Below are 18751 nucleotides of genomic sequence, written 5' to 3' on the forward strand. Positions count from 1 at the left end.
CGCTGCGCTCAGACCAGTTTCCACGCCAAATAGAGCGCGGCGAGGGCGATCAGCCATAGGGCTGCATTGCCCCAGCGATTGCGGCGGGCCTCGGCCTTGCCGATCGCCTCGATGCTGTCGGGCAGCAGGGCAAAGCCCTTTTCCGCCGCCTCGTTGAGGCGTTCGGCCAAGGTCTCGGCCCGGTTGAGCAGGCTCGGCAGCAAGGTGAACGACTTGCCCGCCTCCAGCGTCTGCTGGCCCAGATCGCCGAGCTTGCCGAGCGGCCCGAGATTGCGCTCGATCCAGTCGCGCACCACAGGATCGGCCGTCGCCCACATGTCGAGCTTGGGATTGAGCCGCCGGGCGACGCCCTCCACCACCACCATCGTCTTCTGCAACAGGATCAGCTCCGGCCGGGTCTTCATGTCGAAGAGCTCGGTGATCTCGAACAGCAGCGTCAGGAGCTTGGCCATCGAGATCTCGTCGGCCCGCTTCTGGTGGATCGGTTCGCCGATGGCGCGGATGGCCTGGGCGAAATCGTCGATCGAATGGCTCCGAGGCACGTAGCCCGCCTCGAAATGCACTTCGGCCACCCGCCGGTAGTTGCGGGTGATGAAGCCGTGCAGGATCTCGGCGAGGAAACGGCGCTCCTTCAGGCCGGCACGACCCATGATGCCGAAATCGACCGCCACGAGCTGGCCCGAGGCATCGATCATCAAATTGCCCTGATGCATGTCGGCGTGGAAGAAACCGTCGCGGATGGCATGGCGCAGGAAGGACTGGATGATGATGCGGGCGAGCTCGACGAGATCGAAGCCGGCCGCCTTCAGCCTGTCGATGTCGGACAGGGGAATGCCTTCGATCCATTCCAGCGTCAGCACGCTGCGGGCCGTGCGATTCCAGTCCGGTGCAGGGATGCGGAAATCGGGATCTTCGGCGATGTTCTCCGCCATTTCCGACAGGGCCGCTGCCTCCAGGCGCGAATCCATCTCGAAGGCGACGGTCCGCGCCAGCATGTCGACGGTCTCGACCGGCTTGAGGCGCTTGGAGCGCGGGTCGAGCCGCTCGATGGTGCGCGCGGCGAAATAGAAGGTGGAAAGGTCGGAGCGAAAGCGCCGGTCGACGCCCGGGCGCAGCACCTTCACCGCCACTTCGCGCTCGCCGTCCGCATCGCGGATGACGCCCTTGTGCACCTGTGCCACCGAGGCGGCGGCGACAGGCTCGGAAAGCTCGGCGAAGAACTGGTTCAGCGGCCCGCCCAGCGCCCTTTCGATCTCGGCAATGGCGATGGCCTGCGGGAAGGGCGGCATGCGGTCCTGCAGCTCTTCCAGGTCGCGCGCCACCGCAAAGCCGACGACATCCGGCCTGGTGGCGAGGAACTGCCCGAGCTTCACCCAGCTCGGCCCGAGCTTCACCAGGGCAGCCGCGAGGCCCTTGCCGCCGCTGACGTTGCGTTTTTCGACCAGCCGGCCGAGGCGCACCGCCAGTCGCGCCGGTGCCGGCAAATCATGGATGTCGACGAGGCCGAGCGCGCCCTCGCGGGCCAGCGTCCAGCCGGCGCGCATGAGACGAAAAGGGTCGAGGAAAGAAGCCAAGGGTACCAGCCGAATGAATTCGCGGGGAGGTCGATAGCACGCGCAGGCGCATTGGCAAACCTTCTCCCGATGTGGGCTTCAAGCTCTCCTCCCTCTTGCACATCGTCTTGCGAGGGTTCTATTTGCCGTCTGACCCAATGATATCGAGTTCAGGAAGCTTCCGTGACCATTCGCTACCACCGCGGCGATCTGCCCGACCTGTCCCGCTACACCACCAGCGCCGCCATCGATACCGAGACCATGGGCCTCAACCCCCATCGCGACCGTCTGTGCGTGGTGCAGCTCTCGCCGGGGGATGGCACCGCCGATGTGGTGCAGATCGCCCAGGGCCAGAAGAGCGCCCCCAATCTCGAGCAATTGCTGGCCAATCCCTCGGTCACCAAGATCTTCCACTTCGCCCGCTTCGACATTGCCGCGCTGCAGAACGCCTTCGGCGTGGCGACGAAGCCGGTCTATTGCACCAAGATCGCCTCGAGGCTCACGCGCACCTACACCGATCGCCATGGCCTCAAGGACCTGGTGCGCGAACTGCTGGGCATCGACCTCTCCAAGCAGCAGCAATCCTCCGATTGGGGCGCCGACACACTCACCGACGCCCAGCTCGCCTATGCCGCTTCGGACGTGCTCTATCTGCACGAACTCAAGGCCAAGCTCGACGCCACCCTGGCGCGGGAAGGACGTTCGGAAGTGGCGCGCGCCTGTTTCGACTTCCTGCCGACGCGGGCTCTGCTCGACCTCAATGGCTGGCCGGAGACCGATATCTTCGCCCATAGCTGAAGCCGGCGCCGCACGCCTCGCACCCGTCCGGGAGGCCTGGCGGGTGACGGCGGCGTGACGCGTTCCCTTCGGCACATTCCCCCTGCGCCCGAAATCTGCTATGAGGGCGCACCTGTTGCGATTTTCACCCAAAGTTGAGGAATTGCAGACAGGGATGGACGGCGCCTGTGGCGCCGGGTTGACGTCTCCACTTCGCATCGCAATATGATGGTCGGTGGCGATGGTTTCCCGCCGCTAGCAGCGTTTGGATAGGTATTCGTTTGGCCGATATCATGGATGCGCGGGTCAAGATCCCCCAACCCGCCATGCCTTCGCGTGAAAGCGCTTTCAAAGCTGCCCGCGCTCACAGCAGGCTGGTGCGTTTCCTGAAGTTTGCCGTGCCCGCAATAGCGGTTGCCGGAGCGGGTATTTTTGTGTTTCTGGCGGTGTTCAACCCCTTCGCGCCGCTGCCCATCGTCGTTCCCGATCCGGTCAAGCCGTCCGGCGAAGGCATTCTGGCCGTCGAAAGGCCGCATCTGACCGGTTCCAACAATCGCGGGCAGAAATATGACGTCACCGCCACCGGCGGCACGCAGAAAGTCAACGTGCCCGGCGTGGTCAGCCTTACCGGATTGAAGGCCGTGATCACCGCGCCCGACCAGAGCGATGCCACGCTGAGCGCCGAAACCGGTACCTTCGACACGGTTGGCCAGCTTCTCGATCTCAAGGGCGATGTGCGCGTCAAGTCCACCAAGGGCTATGACGCGACCTTGAAGAGCGCCAGCATCGACCTCAAGGCCAGCACGGTCAACAGCAAGGAGCCGGTCACCGTCAATCTCTCCTCCGGCACGATTTCGGGCAATGGCCTGAGCATCGTGCAGGGCGGTTCGAAAATCCTGTTCAAGGACGGCGTCAGCGCCAGCTTCAAGGTACCCTACAAGCCGGACGCGGAAGACGGCACGGACAGCGCCGACACGCCCGCTACCCCATCCGACGATGCGCCGGCTCCCGATGCTGCGGCTCCGAATGCCGCTCCCCCGAATCCAGCCAACCCAGTGCAGGGAAATCCCACCCAATGACGATGAAAATCCGCCGCCTGGTGCCTCTCGCGGTGCTGCCGCTCGCTTTGGCCCTGACGGCTGCCGATGCCGGCGCCGCCCCGAAGAAGGCGGCCAGCCCCTTCCAGGGTTTTTCCTCCGACAGCGGCAAACCCGTCGACGTCAAGTCGGACTCGCTCGAAGTGCATCAGGACGAGCAAAAGGCGGTGTTCACCGGGAATGTGGTGGCGACGCAGGGTGAATCCGTTCTGCGCACCAATGAGTTGACCGTCTTCTACGAGAATGTCGACAACAACGCCAAGGACGGCGCCGCCAAGGATGGCAAGGCCAAGGACGCCAAGTCGGGCGATGCCAAGCCGGCCGATGCCAAATCCGCGGATGCCAAGCCCACCGACCCGAAGGCCGCCGATGCCAAGCCGGCAGACGGCCAGCCGGCTGGCGATGCCAAGGCTGCCGAAGCGAAGCCTGCCGAGACGAAACCGGCCGACGCCAGCAAGGCGCCGGCCTCCGGTTCCGGCACGCCGGCCAGCTCCATCAAGAAGCTGGTCGCCCGCGGCAATGTCGTGGTCACCTCCAAGGACCAGAAGGCGACCGGCGCCAATGGCGTGATGGACATGGCCACCAATGTCGCCACGCTGACGGGCGGCGAGGTGGTGATGATCCAGGGTCCGAACGTGCTCAAGGGCACCAAGCTGACCGTCAACCTCAAGACGGGCATCGCCAGGGTCGAAGGCGGTGGCACCGGTGGTGTGTCGGGCGTCTTCACCCAGGGCAGCCAGAAGAAGAGCAATTGAGGGAGCAGGCCCGTGATGATGCGACCCAGCCCGACGTCTCGCCGCCTCGCTCCGGCGCTGTTGCTGCCTCTGGCGCTGCTCGTTTCATCACTGGCCTTGCCGGCCGGTGCGCAGGAGAAGAAGCCCTCCACGCCTTTCCAGGGCTTCTCCTCCGACAATGACAAGCCGGTGAACATCAAGGCCGATCAGCTCGAAACCCATCAGGACGAGCAGAAGGCGATCTTCACCGGCAATGTGGTGGCGACCCAGGGCGAGTCGACGCTGACCTCGGAGGAACTGACGGTCTTCTACGAGGCCGCGTCCCTGCCGGGCAAGCAGCCGGCCGATGCTGCCGGTGCCAGCCCGGCCAAGCCGCCGGCCCCCTCGGCTGCCCTGCCGGCCGACGCATCCTCGACTGCAGAAGCCGCCGATGCCGATGCGGCGCCTGCGCCTGACAACAAGGTCAAGAAGCTGGTAGCCAAGGGCAATGTCGTCGTCACCGCCCCGGACCAGAAGGCGACCGGCGACGACGGCATCCTCGACATGGAGACCAACATCGCCACGCTGACGGGCCAGGAAGTGGTGATGACCCAGGGCTGCAACGTGCTGCGCGGCAAGAAGCTGGTGGTCAACACCCAGACCGGCCGAGCCACCGTCACCGGCGGCACCACCGGCCATTTCGTCTCGGGCGACCAGAAGTGTTGATCCAGGCACGTACCGTCCCCAGAGAAAAACGCTATAGGCGGCATGTTTTTGCCCGATGAACGAGATATTCACCGGCGTGCGGCAAAGCTGTCATTGGACACCGGAATGCGCAATGCAGGCCGGTTTTCGGTATGGGCAGCTTAATGGAACCAAGCCTCGAAAATGCTAAAGCATTCCCGGCTTGGACATCCGACGATTTTCGATGCCAAATCAAAGATTTGGCGAAAGTCGTCGGATAGAATCCAGGGGCATTGAAAATGCCTCTTGATATAACAGGATAACGCGGCATCGGGCCCGATGCCGCAGGAAGAGTGCGGGCCAGGCATGAACGAGATGGTGCAATATGCGGCTGATGGCGATGAAGCAGGGCCGGCCGTCAGTGTCGAGGGCACGCTCTCGGTGGTGTCGATTGCCAAGACCTATGGCAAGCGCACGGTCGTGAGCGACGTCAGCCTGGAGGTTCGGCGCGGCGAGGCCGTCGGCCTGCTCGGTCCGAACGGCGCCGGCAAGACCACGGTCTTCTACATGATCACCGGCCTGGTGCCGCCGGACCACGGCCGCATCGAGCTCGACGGCCATGACGTGACGGCGCTGCCGATGTATCGGCGCGCCCGGCTCGGCATCGGCTATCTGCCGCAGGAAGCCTCGATCTTCCGCGGCCTGAATGTCGAGGAGAATATCCGCGCCGTGCTCGAGATCGTCGAGCCCAACAAGGCCGAGCGGGAGCGCCAGCTCGACGAACTGCTCGACGAGTTCAAGATCGGCCGCCTGCGCAAGACCGCCTCGATCGCGCTCTCGGGCGGCGAACGCCGGCGCGTCGAAATCGCGCGCGCTTTGGCTGGCCGGCCGTCCTTCATGCTGCTCGACGAGCCTTTCGCCGGCATCGATCCGATCGCAGTCGGCGACATCCAGACCCTGGTGCGCCATCTGACCAATCGCGGCATCGGCGTGCTGATCACCGATCACAATGTGCGCGAGACGCTGGCCCTGATCGACCGGGCCTACATCATCCATTCCGGCCATGTGCTGACCCAGGGCACGCCCCAGGAGATCATCGACAATCCCGAAGCTCGCCGGCTCTATCTCGGCAGCGAATTCAGGATGTGAGGAGGCTGCGGATCACCCCTCATCCCCCTGCCGCCACCTTCTCCCGCAAGGGGAGAAGGGGAGCAATGGTTTAAGGCCGTTCGACGTTGGGCAGCGCGAAGGCGATACGCAATCCGAACAAGGTGCCTTCTCCCCTTGCGGGAGAAGGTGGCGGCAGCCGGATGAGGGGGGTTCCGCGTCCCGCCAGGATTCCCATCGCCCTGATTCTCCTCTAGGTTCGACAGGCCAACCCGGAACGTCGATTTGCTCGCCTATGTCCTGCGCCGTCTCGCGCTGATCGTGCCGACCCTGTTCGGCATCATGCTGATCTCCTTTGCCATCATCCAGATCGTGCCCGGCGGTCCGGTGGAGCGCATGGTGTCGATGCTGTCGGGCAATGCCGGGGGCGGGGGCGATCTCGGCGGGCCGGCACCGAGCTTCAATGCCGGCGCCTCGCAATATCGAGGCTCCCAGGGCCTCGATCCGGCCTTCATCGCCAGCCTGCGCAAGCAATATGGCTTCGACAAGCCGGTCTATGAGCAATTCTGGCTGATGATCAAGAACTACGCCACCTTCAGCTTCGGCCAGAGCTATTTCCGCGATACGCCCGTCACCACGCTGATCGCCGAGAAACTGCCGGTGTCGATCTCCATCGGCCTGTGGGTGATGCTGCTCTCCTACGCGATTTCGATACCGCTGGGCATCCGCAAGGCGGTCAAGGACGGTTCCTTCTTCGACGGCTGGACCTCCGCGGTGATCGTCATCGGCTATGCCATTCCCGGCTTCACTCTCGGCATCCTGTTGATCACGCTGTTTGCCGGCAGCGCCTTCTGGCAGATCTTTCCCAATGGCCGGCTGGTTTCCGACAATTGGAACGAATTATCGCTGTGGGGCAAGATCGCCGACTATGCCTGGCACATGACGCTGCCGCTGATCGCCATGGGGGTCTCGGCCTTCGCCACGCTGACCATGATGACCAAGAACGCCTTCCTCGACGAGATCCGCAAGCAATATGTGCTGACGGCGCGCATGAAGGGATTGTCGCCGCGCCGGGTGCTCTATGGTCATGTTTTTCGCAACGCCATGCTGATCGTGATCGCGAGCTTTCCCGCCGCCTTCATCGCGGCGCTGTTCACCGGATCGCTGCTGATCGAGCAGACCTTCGAGCTCAACGGTCTCGGCCGGCTCAACTATGAATCGGTCATCAACCGCGACTATCCCGTGGTGCTGGCTTCCATCTACATCCTGGCGCTGGTGGCCCTGGTCATCAATCTGGCCACCGACCTGATCTACATGTTCGTCGATCCGCGCATCGACTTCGAAGCGCGTGAGGTTTGAGATGGAGGCTGCCACCCAAACCCGGCGAGGCTGGCTTGCCCTGTCGCCTCTCAACCGGCGGCGCCTCAACAATTTCAAGGCCAATCGGCGCGGCTACTGGTCGTTCTGGCTCTTTCTCACCCTCTTCATCCTGTCGCTGTTCGCCGAGTTCATCGCCAATGAAAAGCCGCTGCTGATCGTCGACAAGGGCCAGGTCTTTGCGCCGGTCTTCGTCGATTACGACGAGACCGATCTTGGCGGAGACCTGCCGGGACCGGCGAATTTCCGCGATCCCTACCTCGTCAAGCTGCTGGCCGATCGCGGAGCCTTCGTGCTCTGGGCACCGATTCGCTATGGCCCGCAGACCATCAACAAGAACCCGCCGGCCGGCGGCGTGCCCTCGCCGCCCACCTGGGCCCTGCGCGACGAGCAGTGCCGCGACGCCGCCCAGACCGTGGGCGGGACGGGGTGCCGCGACATCGAATGGAACTGGCTCGGTACCGACGATACCGGCCGCGATGTGCTGGCCCGCATCATCTACGGCACCCGGATCTCCCTGCTCTTCGGCTTGATCCTCACCTTCTTTTCCTCGCTCATCGGCGTGACGGCCGGCGCGGTGCAGGGCTATTTCGGCGGCTGGGTCGACCTGATCTTCCAGCGCGCCATCGAGATCTGGACCAGCATTCCCTCGCTCTATCTGCTCATCATCATCTCGGCGGTGCTGGCGCCGGGCTTCTGGGTGCTGCTCGGCATCCTCCTGCTGTTTTCCTGGATGGCGCTGGTGGCGGTGGTCCGTGCCGAGTTCCTGCGCGCCCGCAATCTCGAATATGTCCGGGCGGCCAAGGCGCTCGGCCTGTCCGACACCACCATCATGATCAAGCACCTCCTGCCGAACGCGACGGTGGCGACGCTGACCATGCTGCCCTTCATTCTCTCCGGCGCCATCTCGACGCTGACGGCGCTGGATTATCTCGGCCTCGGCCTGCCGCCCGGCACGGCCTCGCTCGGCGAATTGCTCAAGCAGGCCCAGGCGCGGCCCAATGCCTATTGGCTCACCATCTCCGGCTTCACCGTGACGGCGCTGCTGCTCTCGCTGCTGATTCTGGTGGGCGAAGCGGTGCGCGATGCGCTCGATCCGCGCAAGACATTCGGCTGAGCTTAAAATCGCATCGGGCGATTGCAGGACGCGAAACGATCGTTTAGAAGGACGAACGACGCACCCATAGCTCAGCTGGATAGAGCGTTGCCCTCCGAAGGCAAAGGTCGCACGTTCGAATCGTGCTGGGTGCGCCATTTTCCCCTTTGAAATGATTTGAAGCCGCTCGAGATGTGCCCGGGCGGCGAGGCTTGTCGGTCGCAGGAGATGGGGCGAACCGGCGGTTCAGTCCGGATTCATGGTGGCAAAGACGGCCTCGTAGCGGCCGTCCCGCTCGGCCCAGCGGCGAGCGCGGTCGCGTTCGAGCAGTACCTCGCCTTGCGGATGGTCGCCTTGGTCGAGCAACTGCATCACCTCGGCGACATAGGCGTCGACGGGCATCGCGCGCGGATCGGAGGCCTGCTGGCTGCCGGTGAGCTCGGTCTGCACATAAGGGGGGGCCAGCTCGAGCACCTCGACGGGCACCTTGCGAAGCTGGTGGCGCAGGGACTGGAGCCAGGAATGCAGGAACGCCTTGCTGGCGCAATAGGTCGGGAAGTCGGCACGGGGCACGAAGGCGAGGTTGGAGCTCGTGGCGATGATCGTCGCATCCGCTTGAGCCTTCAGAGTCGGGAGGAGTGCTGCGGTCACGCGCAATACGCCCAGGATGTTGGTCTCCACGATCGCCTCGGCATCGCCGACATCCCAGCCGTCCGCCGTCAGGTCCTCGGCGCGCGAGATGCCGGCATTGGCGATGAGCATGTTGAGGTCGGGAAAATGCCTGCGTATCTCGTTGGCGAGGCGCGACAGGGAGCCGGGATCGGCGAGGTCGAGCGGCAGCCCGACCAGGCCGGGCCGGTTTGCCGTGATCCGATCAAGCAGGCCTTGCCGTCGTCCCGTCACGATGACGCGATTGCCGTGCTGGTGGAAGGCTTCGGCGAGCACGCGGCCGATGCCGCTGGTGCCGCCGGTGACGAGGACGGTGTTGCCGGTCATCTTCATGGGTATTGCGTCTCCGTTGAGCTGGGGGCACGGAAACGCCGCCGCTGCGCGTGAGGCAGCGGGCCGCCTGCAATCCCAGGTGAGCATCGACCATCATGGCAGCGGCAAGCCGCACCGGAATGGAGGCCCCAGGGGATGACGGGAAGGCGGAGCAGAAGTGGGATGGCATGACCGTAGCGCCCTGTTGAATCGAGATCTCCCTGCTGGGAACCCCTCGACAAAGGACGCGTTGGATGACGGTAACGCCTACGGCAGCAGCATGGATGGCCGCTGCAAGCATTTTCGTAATAGGGCGCGTCACCACGGTCAAGTCGTTTCAGCCCGAGAGCGAGGCTGACCGCCCTCGGCTCACCAGGCGTCCGGCTCGCGCAGCATGTGGACGATATTGGCGGGATTGGTGACCCAGCCGCCCTTGAATCCGTCCGGCAGCGGCTCGATTGCGTCGCAACGGACCACGCCGGCACCCGACAGATGGCCGGACGCCTTGTTGAAATCGTCGGTGAACAGTTCCAGCCAGACCTCGGCTTGGCTCAGCATCGGCGCCTCGTCGAGCCACAATTTGTTGGGGCCGAGCTCGAAGCCGATGGCAGGCGCCTTGTCGGTGATCGGCGTCAGGCCGACCACATCGCGATAGAACACCACCGTGGCCTGATATTGATGCGGAGGGATCTTCATGGCGATATCGATGCCGCCATAGATGGTCGCAGCCATGGTTGGTTTCCCTTGTCCCGTCATGGGGTGTCACTGGAGGGTTCGCTTGCCGGCACGCCGGCCAGTTCGCTTCGATAATAGCCCTCGCGCAGATTGATGCCGTATTCGAGATAGGCCTTGAGGCAGCAGAGCATCTGCGACCAGCCCTCGCAATTGAGGTAGGAGGCGTGCTGCCCCTGCGCGTCCTCGCTCCAGCCGGTCTCGGCGATGGTAACCAGCGTCGCGTCGTCTTCCAGCGCCTCGAAATTCATCTCGATGCGGGTTTTGTAGCGCGCGGCGCCATCGGCGGGTTTCGGCCCATCCCAGCGCAGCACGATATGGCTGTCGGCCATCACCTCGTCCACTTCGACGGGGACCTTGCCCCACCACACCACGGTCGCTCCGGCCGCCAATGGGGCGCTGGCGCCGCCGACCGTGGTGAAATAGGCGCTGAGCTTGCCGGGGTTGACCACGGCCTCGAACACCTCGCGAACCGGCTTTGCGATCCGTGCGGAAACCCTGAATTTCGGCTTCATCGGGCTTCTCCCTGTTGCAGGAGGTAACAATATGTTATAAATTTATAACATGTCAAGCGAGCACGAAGAAGACCTGGTTTTCAAGGCATTGGCCCATCCGCGCCGGCGGGCCATGCTCGACCACCTCAAGGAGGAGGCGCGCACCACCGGCATGCTCTGCGAAGCCTTCGCGGACATGGATCGCTGCACGGTGATGCAGCATCTCAAGGTGCTGGAGGAGGCCGATCTCGTCATCGTCAGGCGGGAAGGGCGTGAGCGCTGGAACCATCTCAACGCCCTGCCGATCAAGCGCATCCACGACCGCTGGATCAGCGGCTACGCCGCCCACGCCCTCACCCTTCTCGACAAGCTCAAGGCCGATCTGGAAGGATGACCGTAAAAGTGCCTGTCCTGTCCTGAAATACCGTCCTCAAGACGAGTACAGCCCGATGAACGGGCCGTTGCTCAAGACAGCATCTTTCCTTCAGCCTGTCGCGCCGCCAAAGGCAGGCCGATTTCCAGGCAGGCGCCACCCTTGGGGCCGTTGGATGCGGCGATATGGCCGCCATGCAGGCGTACGATCTCGCGCACGAGGTTGAGACCGAGTCCGGCGCCGCGGCCGTCCTGGCGCAGGCGGTGGAATGGCTCGAAGATCCGCTCGGTCTCGCTTTCGGGAATGCCGTCGCCCTCGTCGCAGATCTCGATGCGGCCGCTGCGGTCGACGCGTATGCCGATGGTGCCGCGGCGCCCGCCATGATCGATGGCGTTCTGGATGAGATTGGTCAACGCCCGCTCGAGCGAGGTCTGGTCGCCTGTCACCAGGATCGGCCCGTCATCGGCCTTGAAGTCGATCTCGTAGCCGGCGGCGAAGGCCAGTGGTGCGAGATCGACGATCACCCTTTGGGCGAGCGCGGCGAGATCGACCGTCGCCGTCGGCCTCTCCTGCTGGTCCAGGCGCTGGAAATCAAGCAATTGCCCGGTCAGCACCGCCAGGCGCGAAGCGTCCTCCAGCAGTCGCGTCTTCTCCGGCCCTGGCGGCAGCGAGGCGATGCGGGTGGTGAGGATGGCGATCGGCGTGCGCAATTCATGCGCGGCGTCGGCCAGGAAGCGCTGATGCCGCTCATAGCCCTTGTCGAGGCGGGCCAGCGCATCGTTGACGGCCTTCACCAGCGGCATGATCTCTGCCGGCACACCGGCCTGGGGCAGGCGAACGCCGCGCTGGCCGATGTCGATGCGCCCGGCCTGCGTCGCGGCGGCACCGAGCCCGGAAAGGGCTCGGCGCACCACGATCGGCGTGACCATAAGGGTGACCAGCGCCATCAGGACGAAGAGTGGACCGATCACGGTGGCCGAACTCAGGGAGACGCCCCAGAACAAATGCTGCCAGGACATATGGCCCTGGGTGCCGGTGAGGATCTGTACGCGCCCGGCGGCGCTGTCCACCCATTTGAGCACGGCAGCGGGCTTGTCGATGCCGGCCCGGTCTTCTCCGAGCCGGATCTGCTGGATGTGATTCATGCCCGCTGCGAACGGGGCATAGTCGGCGGGAACGCGGCCTTCCCTCAGATCCCGGCCTTGCTTGTCGCGGATGATGAACCACAGATCGGGCGCTTCCTGGCGCAGCCGCCGGAGATCGCTGGTCTCCCCCAGGACGAGGAGGCCGCCGCTGTCGCGGGCCAGGGCGTCCCGAAGCACGTCGAGGGCGCTGTCTTCATAGGCGTCGGCGAACCGCGCCGTGCCCCAGACGGCGACGACCACGATCACCACGATCAGCGCGAGCATGACGGTCTGGAAGGCGACCAGCCGCTTGACCAGGCGCCAGCGCAGGGAAGGCGACGAGGCGACCGTCATGACGTTTCGCGCAGGAGGTAGCCCACCCCGCGAATGCCGTTGATGGCAACCCCGGCATCGGCATCGGCAAGCTTGCGTCGCAGCCGCGAAATATGGGTGTCGAGCGCGTTGGACTGGATCTCGTCATCCAGGCCGAACACGGCTTCCATCAGGAAAGGGCGCAGCACCATGCGCCCCATGCGCCGCACCAAAGCGGCCAGTACCAGCAGTTCCCGCCGCGGCATGTCCAGCGGGGTGCCCGCCACGCTGGCCTCCTGGTGGGTGAAGTCGAAGCAGAGCCGCCCGACCCGCACCATATGCGATTGCAGATTGGCGGGCCGGCGCAGCAAAGCGCGCAGCCGCGCCAGCAATTCCTCGAAGGCGAAGGGCTTGCCGAGATAATCGTCGGCGCCATGTTCCAGACCGCTGACACGATCGGTCAACTCGCCGCGGGCGGTCAGCACCAGCACGGGCACGGCATTACCGCTGGCACGCAGGGTCGGGATCAGCGACAGTCCGTCACCATCGGGCAACTGCCTGTCGAGAAGCAGGGCGTCGTGCACCCGGTCGCAGAGGACTTCCTCGGCGGCGGCGATGCTCGAGACATGGTCGACGATCATGTCGTGTCGGACCAGGGCGGAGCGCAAGGCCGAGACCATCTCAGGCTCGTCTTCCACCAGCAGGATCCGCATTGCCCGTCTCTCCCATGTCCCCTTGCCTCGCGCCTTGCCAACATAGCGTTACCCGTCCTGCATTGCGCGAACCTTGCGCACGTTCCTGCCGGGCAGCGGTTGAAAGGGGCGATCACCACCACGGCCGACGCATGTTGACGAATGCGCCCGAGCCGCAGGGGGCTGGCGATTTGTGTTGTCGCCTGCCTCGGTGGCGCGAGAAGGCGATCCGCGGCCTTCCCGTGCAATCGCGGGGCCGGTCCTTCCTCACGGGCCTGACGGGGAAGGTGCAGCCTGCCGGTCGATGCGGCCGAGGGCCAGCGCGAGGGCGATGGCAGCCGCGGCGGCGGCGACGACGAGCAGGCTTGCCGATCCCCAGCCATAGGTGTCGATGAGCGCGCCCACCGCAACCGGCCCGGCGACCTGACCGAGGCTGCTGCCCTGCATGGTGAGGCCGACCACCATTGGAGCCAGCGCAGCGGCGGGCGCCAGGACGGGGGCGGAGGACAGGAGTGTCGCCGGGATGAGGCCGCCGACGGCCGAAAACATGATGCATAACAGCAGCAGCGGGCCATTCGGGAAGATCTGCAGGAACACGCAAGGCGCGGCGATTCCCATCACCAGGCTGGCGCTTGCGATCAGCACGGCGCGGCGGGCCCCGCGCGACAGCAGGAAGCCGGCCGCGAGATTGCCGAGAATGTTCGAGGCACTGGCGAGGGCACTGACCATGCCGGCGGTGCCATAGCTCAAGCCCATGCGCTGCATCAGCAGCACCGGCAGGAAACTGAACAGGGCGAAGAACATCAGGCTGTAGAGAGCAAAGCATAGGGCGAGCAGCGGGGGGCCACCGGCCGTCAGCACGGCAAGGACATTTCGGGCGAGGCGCTGCGGCGGCGTCGGGCTCCGGCGGGGGCTGCTCGGCACCGTGACCAGCGCGGCCAGGATGGCAAGGCTTGTGATCATCGCGCCGGACCACCAGATGGCGCGCCAATTGCCGAAGAACGGGCCGGCGAGCATGGCCAGCGCTATTCCGGCCGGCATGAAGCAACTCCACAGGGCAAAGGCGAGATCGCGCTGCCCGGCGGGGCTGATCCGGTTCAGGATGGCGGGACCCGCCACCGTGACCAGCAGGAAGCCGAGGCCTTCGACGATGCGCGAGGTGACCAGCACGCCATAGTGGGAGGTAAGGGCACCAAGTCCGCTGCCGGCCGCGATGGCGCCCAGGCCCAGCACCAGCATGCGGCGATCGCCGAAGCCGGAGATGGCCGCTCCTGCCGGGATACCGCCGGCCAGGCCGAGCACGGCGAAGATGCCGGCCAGCCAGCCGATGGCGTCAAGGCCGAGGCCGAGATCGGCCTGCAGCATGGGAGCGGCGATCAGCGTCTTGCCGACCTGCAGCGAGGCTGCAATGCCGGAGGCGACCACCACGGCTACTGCCGGCCAGGCCGTGGTGCTGCGGGGCAGGAGGAGAGGAGGAGCCATCAGGCGGCATCCTGGAGCCGCGCGGCGGCGAGGGCCCGGGCGAGATGGGCGACGTGACGTCCCTGGAAGCGCGCACCGTCCAGTTCGTTGGTGCTGGGCTCGCGATTGCCACCGCGGCCGTCATCGGCCAATGTCGAAGCGCCGTAGGGCGAACCGCCGGTGATCTCGTCCATGCGCGACTGGCCCCCGAAGGTATAGGGCAGGCCGGCGACGACCATGCCCAGATGCAGCAGCGCGATATGGGTGGACAGGATCGTGGCCTCCTGCCCGCCATGCTGGCTGCCGGTGGAAGTAAAGACGCTGCCGACGCGCCCGACCAGGGCATTGCGTGCCCACAGCCCGCCGGCCTGATCGAGAAAGTTCTTCATCTGCGCGGCCATCGTGCCGAAGCGTGTCGGCGTGCCGAAGATGATGGCATCATGGTCGGCCAGTTCGGCGACATCGGCAATCGCCGCCCGCTGATCCAGCTTGTAGCCGGCACGGATGGCGACGGCATCCGGCACGATTTCCGGTACCCGTTTCACCACGGCGCGTGCGCCGGTTTCACGCACGCCTTCCGCCACCGCACCCGCCATGATCTCGATATGGCCGTAGGAGGAATAGTACAGCACCAGCACGGATGTCATTGTCAGCTCCTCGTCATTCCTGGATGAGGGGAGCATCGCATTTCAGGCTTATCGATCGGAGTGATATAATTGGCATCAAACCGATCGAAAGAATTGATCATGATCGATGCCCTTACCTTGGATCAACTGCGCACCTTCGTGACGGTGGTCGACAGCGGCAGCTTCCGGTCGGGGGCCGCCAGGCTCTCACGCGTGCAATCGGCGGTAAGCCATGCCATCGCCAATCTGGAGGCGGAACTCGGGCTGGCCTTGTTCGACCGCACCGGTCATCGCCCGGTGCTGACCGGTGAGGGCAAGGCCCTGCTCGCCAATGCCCGTGACATCCTCCTGCGCGTCGACGCCATGCGCGCCCGTGCCCGAGGATTGGGGGAGGGGGTGGAACTCGAACTTTCGCTGGTGGTGGACACGCTGTTTCCGGTCGCCTGGGTCGGCGAGGCGCTCAGGACGATTCGGCAGGACTATCCTTCTGTCGCGATCCGCCTGGCCTTCGAACCCCTGGGTGGCCCGCTCACGGCCCTGCTGGCGGGGCGCAGCACGCTGGCGGTGATCACCGGCGAGAATTTCCGTGATCCGCGCGTGGTGCTGCAGGGCCTCTCCTCGATCGAAATCGTGGCGGTTGCCGCGGCAGGCCACCCGCTGGCTACTCGGATCGACGACCAGGCGATCGAAGTCGCCGAACTTGCGGATCATCTGCAGATCGTCCAGGTGGATCCGACCACCTTGTCACAGGGGCGGGATTTCGGCGTGTTGTCGCCGCAGACCTGCCGCGTTGGCAGCCAGGATACCAAGCACGCCATGATCCTGGCGGGGTTGGGGTGGGGACGCCTCCCCGCCTGGCAGGTGGAACGGGATCTGCGGGAAGGCCGCCTTGTCCGGCTGAACACCAAGGATCTGGGTCGTCATGCCAGGGCCGGTACGCAGGCCTATCTCGCCCATCGTCTCGATGAACCGCTCGGGCCGGCCGCCCGCGCTTTCGGCCGTGCGATCGAGGACATTGCCGCAGCGTAGGGCATCATGCCGAAAAGTGGATGCCGGCTTTCGGCAAAAACGATGCAGCAGCAACGGCCCGCGGGGTTGGACCCGATTCCGAAACCGGATTCGATGCCGCAATGCCTGCCGAAACGGTAACCTGTCAAATCAGCGGTATGTACATATTTGCGACAAGAACTATCAGTATGTGTAAGCTGTTTCAGTTTGAATCAATTGTCGGATTGCCTATGCCGCGTCCCAAGTTCATTGTGCTGCTCCAGGGACCGGTCGGCCCCTTTTTTTCCGAGCTTGCGCAATCGCTCCTGGCGCGTGGCGACAGAGTCCTCAAGATCAATTTCAATCTCGGCGACCGCATCTATTCGAGGCGGATTCCGTTTGTCATGTTTTCCGACAGCCTGTCGGCCTGGCGGGGCTGGTTCTCGCAGTTCCTGCTTGGTCAGAAGCCGGACAAGGTGATCCTGTTCGGCGATCAGCGTCCCTATCACCAGGTGGCGGTGGCGCTGTGCCGGGAGCTCGGCATCGATGTGTGGTGCCTGGAGGAAGGGTATCTACGACCCGATTACGTGACCGCCGAACGCGAGGGCAACAATGCGGCGTCCCTGCTGCCGCGGGTCCTGTCGGCCTATGATCGCAACAAGGCGGCCCCTGTCGAGGCGCCGGTGACGATCCCCGCCGCCAGCTTCAAGCCCATGGCCTGGTGGGCTTTCAAATATTACCTGGCGATGTCGGCCGGCAGCGTGGTGTTTCGGCAATATTCCCATCATCGCGAGCGCTCCTTGTTGGGAGAGGCGATGCTCTGGAGCCGCAACGCCATGCGCAAATACACCGATCGCTGGACCAATGCGAAGAAGATCATCGACCTCGTCGACAATTTCGACCGCAAATATTTTGTCGCCGCCCTGCAGGTGCATGATGACCTGCAATTGAGGGTCCATGGCGCAGGCTGGACCATGGAGCGCATGATCGAGGCCACGATCCGCTCCTTTGCCAAGCACGCCCCGCCCGGCACCCGCCTTGCCTTCAAGGCCCATCCGCTCGACCGCGGGCATCGGCCCTATCACCGCTTCGTGGCGCAGCTCGCCAAGCTGGCGGGTGTGGCCGATCGAGTCTCCTTGATCGACGACGGGCCGACCGGGCTGTTGATCCGGCATGCCCGTGGCATGATCACGGTCAACAGCACCACGGGAATTCTGGCGTTGCAGCGCAATTGCCCGGTCTTCGTGCTGGGGAATGCACATTATGCCATTGACGGCCTTGTCGCCCATGGTGGCGAAGACAGGCTGAAACAGTTCTGGAGCGCGCCCTTCCTGCCCAACGCAGCCGCGAGGGACGCCTTCGTCAGTCACATGGTGGCGGAGACGCAGATCAACGGCTCCTATTATCTGAGCCGTTACTTTGACCTGACCATCCGCAACCTGATCGGCCGCATCGACGACAATGTGGTGGAATTGCCGAAGAAGGCGCCTGTGCGCGCACCGAAGTCGGCTTGAAATCCTTCTTTGGTCGTCTGAGAGACGACCAGCCCTGAAAGGCGTCCCGAAAGCGGTGTAAGGGGCCGCGGCCAGGCAGGCGATCCCGTCGCGGCAACGCATGGCCGGCTGCGCTGAATTGAGCCGGCTTACAAGAGAGAGGGCTGGCGCTATCGGACGGTGCTGGGCCGGACCCACCCGTCTGCATCATCGGCCGTTGCAGATCCGGCAAACAAAAACGGGGGCAAACCTGCCCCCGTTGATGCAATGAGATCTGATGCAGCAGCGTCGGATCAGAACTTGTAGTTCACACCCAGACGCACGGCGTGGAAGTCCGGCGAGGCCTTGGAGTGAAGGGTGCCGCTGCCGCGCACCGTGTAGCTGCCGAAGTTCACATACTGATATTCGATGCGGCCCGAGAGATTGTCGGTAAAGGCATATTCGAGACCGGCACCGGCCGTCCAGCCCACCTTGGTGTTGCTGTCGCTGAACGAAGCGCCGTCATAGCTGAGCTTGTAGTCGATGTTGCCATAGGCCAGACCGCCGGTGGCGTAGATCAGGAAGCGGTCATAGGCATAGCCGATGCGCGGACGCAGCGTGCCGTACCACTTGATGTCCGAGCGGGCACGACCGGGAGCGCCAGCGACCACACCATGCACGGTGTCCTTGATCTGGGCACCCTGGAAGTCGGTTTCGATACCGACCACGATGTTGTCGAACTGGTAGTTATAGCCGGCCTGCAAGCCGCCAAGGAAACCCTTGCCCGTCAGCTTGCCGATGTCGCCGAGGAAATCCGGATCGTGGATGCCGACCGTGTCGCGGCCGCCAAAAGCATAGCCGACGTTCGCACCAGCATAGAAGCCCGTCCAGGAGAACGGCAGGACAACCGGTGCCACAGGCTCAACGGGTGCAGGCGCAAGGTCGGCGGAGAAAGCTGCCGTCGACGAGAGCAGGAGAGCAATTGCTGCTGCAGAGATTCTCATATGCGTTACTCCTAAAGGTGAAACCACCATGCCAGCTTTCGAAACGCGAGTCTGTAGCTTTGATGCAACAGGTAGCGGGGAAATAACGT

The 18751-nt window shown here is 64.4% G+C and carries 19 protein-coding genes and 1 tRNA gene; 11 read left to right on the top strand and 9 right to left on the bottom strand.

What is annotated here, in order from left to right; all coding sequences use genetic code 11:
- Window positions 1-8: 8 nt before the first annotated feature.
- Window positions 9-1544, bottom strand: a complete 1536-nt coding sequence (gene ubiB, locus QM672_RS12275; RefSeq protein ID WP_394313517.1) for a 2-polyprenylphenol 6-hydroxylase — start codon at window positions 1542-1544, stop codon at window positions 9-11.
- Window positions 1545-1736: 192 nt separating this feature from the next.
- On the opposite strand from ubiB, the gene QM672_RS12280 reads away from it, so the two are divergent.
- From QM672_RS12280 to QM672_RS12315, 8 genes are all read left to right on the top strand, one after another.
- Window positions 1737-2351 carry a ribonuclease D gene (locus QM672_RS12280; protein WP_367623704.1) on the top strand — a complete coding sequence of 205 codons (615 nt, stop codon included), beginning with the start codon at window positions 1737-1739 and terminating at the stop codon, window positions 2349-2351.
- 260 nt (window positions 2352-2611) lie between these two features.
- Entirely contained in the window at window positions 2612-3409 is a 798-nt protein-coding gene (lptC, locus tag QM672_RS12285) for an LPS export ABC transporter periplasmic protein LptC (protein ID WP_415082877.1), read from the top strand.
- Window positions 3406-4182, top strand: a complete 777-nt coding sequence (locus QM672_RS12290; protein WP_311939747.1) for an LptA/OstA family protein — start codon at window positions 3406-3408, stop codon at window positions 4180-4182. Before lptC ends, QM672_RS12290 begins: the two co-directional genes overlap by 4 nt.
- 15 nt (window positions 4183-4197) lie before the next feature.
- Window positions 4198-4866, top strand: coding sequence for an LptA/OstA family protein (locus QM672_RS12295; RefSeq protein ID WP_415083022.1), 669 nt, complete (start codon window positions 4198-4200; stop codon window positions 4864-4866).
- Between the two features lie 297 nt (window positions 4867-5163).
- Window positions 5164-5973: an LPS export ABC transporter ATP-binding protein gene (gene lptB, locus QM672_RS12300; protein ID WP_376717713.1), complete on the top strand. Its 810-nt coding sequence runs from the start codon at window positions 5164-5166 to the stop codon at window positions 5971-5973.
- Between the two features lie 243 nt (window positions 5974-6216).
- Window positions 6217-7290, top strand: a complete 1074-nt coding sequence (locus QM672_RS12305; protein WP_367623708.1) for a microcin C ABC transporter permease YejB — start codon at window positions 6217-6219, stop codon at window positions 7288-7290.
- A gap of 1 nt (window position 7291) precedes the next feature.
- Window positions 7292-8425, top strand: a complete 1134-nt coding sequence (locus QM672_RS12310) for an ABC transporter permease (RefSeq protein ID WP_367623709.1) — start codon at window positions 7292-7294, stop codon at window positions 8423-8425.
- 60 nt (window positions 8426-8485) lie between these two features.
- Window positions 8486-8562, top strand: a tRNA-Arg gene (locus QM672_RS12315).
- Between the two features lie 88 nt (window positions 8563-8650).
- Here QM672_RS12315 and QM672_RS12320 read toward each other — a convergent pair.
- The 3 genes from QM672_RS12320 to QM672_RS12330 all read right to left on the bottom strand — a co-directional run bounded on the left by QM672_RS12320 (window position 8651) and on the right by QM672_RS12330 (window position 10632).
- Window positions 8651-9406 (bottom strand): SDR family oxidoreductase, encoded by a 756-nt coding sequence (locus tag QM672_RS12320; RefSeq protein ID WP_415082880.1) that lies wholly within the window; start codon window positions 9404-9406, stop codon window positions 8651-8653.
- 348 nt (window positions 9407-9754) lie between these two features.
- Window positions 9755-10117 (bottom strand): hypothetical protein, encoded by a 363-nt coding sequence (locus tag QM672_RS12325; RefSeq protein ID WP_415082882.1) that lies wholly within the window; start codon window positions 10115-10117, stop codon window positions 9755-9757.
- Window positions 10118-10137: 20 nt separating this feature from the next.
- The gene (locus QM672_RS12330; RefSeq protein ID WP_415082884.1) at window positions 10138-10632 is read right to left on the bottom strand and encodes an SRPBCC domain-containing protein; all 495 of its coding nucleotides are present in this window, start codon (window positions 10630-10632) and stop codon (window positions 10138-10140) included.
- 49 nt (window positions 10633-10681) lie between these two features.
- Between QM672_RS12330 and QM672_RS12335 the strand changes: the two genes are divergently transcribed.
- Window positions 10682-11005, top strand: coding sequence for a metalloregulator ArsR/SmtB family transcription factor (locus QM672_RS12335; protein ID WP_311934772.1), 324 nt, complete (start codon window positions 10682-10684; stop codon window positions 11003-11005).
- A 71-nt stretch (window positions 11006-11076) separates the two neighbouring features.
- On the opposite strand, the gene QM672_RS12340 is transcribed toward QM672_RS12335, so the two are convergent.
- The 4 genes from QM672_RS12340 to wrbA form a co-directional block, all read right to left on the bottom strand.
- On the bottom strand, window positions 11077-12462 hold the full coding sequence (locus QM672_RS12340; protein WP_415082887.1) for a sensor histidine kinase: 1386 nt from the start codon (window positions 12460-12462) through the stop codon (window positions 11077-11079).
- Window positions 12459-13133, bottom strand: a complete 675-nt coding sequence (locus tag QM672_RS12345) for a response regulator transcription factor (protein ID WP_415082889.1) — start codon at window positions 13131-13133, stop codon at window positions 12459-12461. The genes QM672_RS12340 and QM672_RS12345 overlap by 4 nt, the downstream gene beginning before the upstream one ends.
- Window positions 13134-13379: 246 nt before the next feature.
- Window positions 13380-14594 (bottom strand): CynX/NimT family MFS transporter, encoded by a 1215-nt coding sequence (locus QM672_RS12350; RefSeq protein ID WP_415082891.1) that lies wholly within the window; start codon window positions 14592-14594, stop codon window positions 13380-13382.
- Window positions 14594-15220, bottom strand: coding sequence for an NAD(P)H:quinone oxidoreductase (gene wrbA, locus QM672_RS12355; RefSeq protein ID WP_311934765.1), 627 nt, complete (start codon window positions 15218-15220; stop codon window positions 14594-14596). Before wrbA ends, QM672_RS12350 begins: the two co-directional genes overlap by 1 nt.
- A 99-nt stretch (window positions 15221-15319) precedes the next feature.
- Between wrbA and QM672_RS12360 the strand changes: the two genes are divergently transcribed.
- Window positions 15320-16228, top strand: a complete 909-nt coding sequence (locus QM672_RS12360) for a LysR family transcriptional regulator (protein WP_415082893.1) — start codon at window positions 15320-15322, stop codon at window positions 16226-16228.
- Window positions 16229-16437: 209 nt separating this feature from the next.
- The gene (locus QM672_RS12365; RefSeq protein ID WP_311934763.1) at window positions 16438-17700 is read left to right on the top strand and encodes a capsular biosynthesis protein; all 1263 of its coding nucleotides are present in this window, start codon (window positions 16438-16440) and stop codon (window positions 17698-17700) included.
- Between the two features lie 272 nt (window positions 17701-17972).
- Here the strand turns inward: QM672_RS12365 and QM672_RS12370 are convergent, their stop codons facing one another.
- The gene (locus QM672_RS12370; protein WP_068292809.1) at window positions 17973-18662 is read right to left on the bottom strand and encodes an outer membrane protein; all 690 of its coding nucleotides are present in this window, start codon (window positions 18660-18662) and stop codon (window positions 17973-17975) included.
- Between the last annotated feature and the right edge of the window lie 89 nt (window positions 18663-18751).

The sequence above is a fragment of the Labrys sp. (in: a-proteobacteria) genome (assembly GCF_047605565.1).
Lineage (GTDB): Bacteria > Pseudomonadota > Alphaproteobacteria > Rhizobiales > Labraceae > Labrys > Labrys neptuniae.